This window comes from Enterobacter cloacae complex sp. IR5441 (assembly GCF_049238215.1).
Lineage (GTDB): Bacteria > Pseudomonadota > Gammaproteobacteria > Enterobacterales > Enterobacteriaceae > Enterobacter > Enterobacter hormaechei_C.
The window spans coordinates 1-3,760 of sequence record NZ_JBMKIA010000080.1; the positions used below are offsets into that span (position 1 = coordinate 1).

A 3,760-nucleotide genomic window follows, 5' to 3' on the forward strand; every position below is an offset into this window, starting at 1 on the left:
CAGCATTTTATTATGGTGATCCCCTGGGCGAAATGCGCCTGGTAAGCAGAGTTTTTGAAATGTAAGGCCTTTGAATAAGACAAAAGGCTGCCTCATCGCTAACTTTGCAACAGTGCCCGTTTTTCCGATGTGCCGAAATGCCCGCTTACCAGGGTGTGCAGCTCATTCAGAATATAATCATACATCTGATAATGCGCTTTCCACGGCTCCTGTGTGGCATTGACATAAAACCCGGCACCCTGGCCGAGATCGTACTCTTTATCATCCGCCACCTGACTGCCGCGCGGACTGGTATCCGGCGCGACAATCACCAGGCCGTGTTCCGCTGCGTAACGCTGTGCCCCGGCTTTGGTGATAAAATTCTGCTCGTTGCAGGTCAGCCCGGAAAGCCAGTACAGCACAGGACATTTCTCTGTTTTTGCCTGCGGCGGCAGAAACACGGAAAAAGTCATCGGCGTGCCGGTCACCGCAGAGTGGTGACGCCAGACTTCCTGGCTGCCGCCGAAACAGACGTGATGTTCAATCCGTTCCATAGTATCTCCCTGAATACGTTATCAGTAATGAATGACTGTGCGGATGGATTTGCCGTCGTGCATCAAATCAAAAGCTTCATTGATTTTATCCAGTTCCATGGTGTGCGTGACAAACGGCGCCAGCTCGATTTTGCCGCTCATGGCATCTTCCACCATTCCCGGCAACTGGGTACGCCCTTTCACGCCGCCGAACGCCGTGCCTTTCCAGACCCGGCCGGTCACCAGCTGGAACGGACGGGTTGAAATCTCTTTTCCGGCACCCGCCACCCCGATAATTACCGACTGCCCCCAGCCACGGTGCGCACTTTCCAGCGCCGACCGCATCACATTGACATTGCCGATACATTCAAAGGTATGATCCACACCCCATTTGGTCATTTCGACCAGCACCTGCTGAACAGGTTTGTCATAATCATTGGGATTAATGCAGTCTGTGGCGCCGAACTGTTTTGCCAGCTCAAACTTGGATGGATTGGTATCGATGGCAAAGATGCGCCCCGCTTTTGCCTGACGTGCGCCCTGCACCACGGCCAGCCCGATACCGCCGAGGCCGAATACCGCCACAGAATCCCCTTCCTGTACCTTCGCGGTATTGTGTACCGCGCCGATCCCGGTGGTCACGCCGCAGCCGAGCAGGCAAACCTGCTCCGCATTGGCCTGCGGATTGATTTTCGCCAGTGATACTTCCGCCACAACGGTATATTCGCTGAATGTCGAGCAGCCCATATAGTGATAGAGCGGCTGACCGTTATACGAAAAACGGCTGGTGCCGTCCGGCATCACGCCTTTGCCCTGGGTTTCGCGGACGGCAACACAGAGGTTGGTTTTACCGGAGGTACAGAAATCACACTCGCCGCACTCGGCGGTGTACAGCGGGATCACATGGTCGCCCGGTTTCACACTGGTCACGCCCTCACCGACCTCAACCACCACCCCGGCACCTTCATGGCCGAGCACCACCGGGAACAGACCTTCCGGATCATCACCGGAAAGCGTGTAGGCATCGGTATGGCATACCCCGGTGTGACTGATTTTCACCAGCACTTCACCTTTCTTCGGCGGTGCCACATCAATTTCAACAATTTCAAGGGGTAAACCCGGCCCGAAGGCGACTGCTGCGCGTGATTTCATAACGGTTCCTCTGTGTCTGAGGCTTATCATGGCAGGCGATAAGCACGAATGCCGTCCACCATACCGCACAACAGCGCTGCCTGTATAGCGCCGGTCAGCAGGTGGCCGCCACCGGTGCCGGTTTTCTGATCAGCAGACAGATTGCCAGCAGCAGACCGTACAGTGCCGTGCCAATCAGCCACACCGTACCGTCCGCACTCTGCTGTGTCTGACTGAAAATAAAAGCAAACAGCAGCGGGCCCGCCACGCCGGTCAGATTGGTCAGGCTGACCAGCACACCCTGTAGTTTTCCCTGATTTGCCGCCGATGCCCCGGCAGAGATAATGCCCTGCAATGCAGGCAGTGCAATTCCGCCGCCTGCCAGCAGGATCAGGACCGGATACACCATCCATCCGGAAGTGATAGCAGACATCAGTAAAAACGCGGTGGCATCGGCAATAAATCCGGCGAAAATAATGGTTTTCTCACTCAGCCGTTTTGCCAGCGCCCCGGCAACCACCGCCTGAAACAGTGCATGCATCGCCCCGAGTCCCGCCAGTGAAAAACCGACCGCCGCGCTGTCCCAGGCAAAGCGGCTCTCCGTAAACAATACCCAGACAGTGGCCGGGATCTGCCCGATAAGCTGCGCGGTAAAAAAGACAAACAGCAACAGCGCCAGAGGTTTAAGCAGTGTGATAAAGCTGATACCTGCGCTTTCTTGTTTCTGCTCCGCCGGTTTTTCTTCTGTCTGTACCGCCGGTTTAAAGATAAAAAAGACCATCAGAAAGGTGCAGGCATTCAGTATTGCCGCAATGACAAACGGCAGATGCGGTGAGATATCCCCCGCCAGTCCGCCGATAGCCGGCCCGGCAATCAGCCCGGCACCAAAGGCCGCACCGAGACGGCCGAACCAGGCGGTACGCTCGCTGACCGCCGTGCTGTCCGCCACTACCGAAGCCGCAACCGCGCCGGTGGCACCAGTGATCCCGGAGATAATCCGCCCGAGATACAACATCCACAGCACATTGGACAGTGCCAGCAGTGTGTAATCAAACGCGGCACCCGCCAGGGATAACAGCAGCACCGGTCTGCGCCCCAGCTTATCTGACCATCTGCCCAGCAGCGGAGCAAAACAGACCTGCATCACCGCATACAGCGCCAGCAGAATGCCGTAATGGTTTGCCACATCCGCTTCCGGGAGATATTCCCGCAGCAGTGACGGTAATACCGGCATGATCAGACCAATTCCCATCGCGTCCAGCAGTGTAATCACCAGCGCGATGACAGCGGGTTTATTCATTTTTCAGATCCTGTGTTAATTCCCTATCATTGATAGAGTTGGAATATATCCCTATCAATGATAGAGTGTCAATCTGAAAATCGGAGGAGACGGTCATGGCACGGCTGAACAGAGAATCGGTTATTGATGCGGCACTGGAACTGCTGAATGAGACAGGGATTGACGGGCTGACGACCCGCAAGCTGGCGCAGAAGCTGGGAATAGAACAGCCGACACTTTACTGGCATGTGAAAAATAAACGGGCGTTACTGGATGCGCTGGCGGTGGAGATCCTGGCGCGTCATCATGATTATTCACTGCCTGCGGCGGGGGAATCCTGGCAGTCATTTCTGCGCAATAATGCAATGAGTTTCCGCCGGGCGCTGCTGCGTTACCGTGACGGGGCAAAAGTGCACCTCGGCACCCGCCCTGATGAAAAACAGTATGATACGGTGGAAACCCAGTTACGCTTTATGACAGAAAACGGCTTTTCACTGCGCGACGGGTTATATGCGATTTCAGCGGTCAGTCATTTTACCCTTGGTGCCGTACTGGAGCAGCAGGAGCATACTGCCGCCCTGACCGACCGCCCTGCAGCACCGGACGAAAACCTGCCGCCGCTATTGCGGGAAGCGCTGCAGATTATGGACAGTGATGATGGTGAGCAGGCCTTTCTGCATGGCCTGGAGAGCCTGATCCGGGGGTTTGAGGTGCAGCTTACGGCACTGTTGCAAATAGTCGGTGGTGATAAACTTATCATCCCCTTTTGCTGATGGAGCTGCACATGAACCCATTCAAAGGCCGGCATTTTCAGCGTGACATCATTCTGTGGGCCGTA

At 55.6% G+C, this 3,760-nt stretch carries 3 protein-coding genes and 1 pseudogene; 1 reads left to right on the top strand and 3 read right to left on the bottom strand.

What is annotated here, in order from left to right; genetic code table 11:
- Positions 1-110 precede the first annotated feature (110 nt).
- From ACOTX5_RS26195 to tet(D), 3 genes and pseudogenes are all read right to left on the bottom strand, one after another.
- A pseudogene (locus tag ACOTX5_RS26195) lies at positions 111-533 on the bottom strand (alpha/beta hydrolase-fold protein); the annotation flags it as partial.
- A gap of 21 nt (positions 534-554) precedes the next feature.
- A complete protein-coding gene (locus ACOTX5_RS26200; protein ID WP_000842134.1) occupies positions 555-1,664 on the bottom strand; it encodes an S-(hydroxymethyl)glutathione dehydrogenase/class III alcohol dehydrogenase in 1,110 nt (369 codons plus the stop codon).
- A gap of 94 nt (positions 1,665-1,758) precedes the next feature.
- A complete protein-coding gene (tet(D), locus tag ACOTX5_RS26205; protein WP_001039466.1) occupies positions 1,759-2,943 on the bottom strand; it encodes a tetracycline efflux MFS transporter Tet(D) in 1,185 nt (394 codons plus the stop codon).
- Positions 2,944-3,038: 95 nt separating this feature from the next.
- On the opposite strand from tet(D), the gene tetR(D) reads away from it, so the two are divergent.
- Positions 3,039-3,695, top strand: coding sequence for a tetracycline resistance transcriptional repressor TetR(D) (tetR(D), locus tag ACOTX5_RS26210; RefSeq protein WP_000113282.1), 657 nt, complete (start codon positions 3,039-3,041; stop codon positions 3,693-3,695).
- Positions 3,696-3,760 lie beyond the last annotated feature (65 nt).

What these genes read in the sequence shown, in the direction of transcription:
- ACOTX5_RS26200 (WP_000842134.1), bottom strand. Translation starts at nt 1,664, where the DNA reads ATGAAATCACGCGCAGCAGTCGCCTTCGGGCCGGGTTTACCCCTTGAA.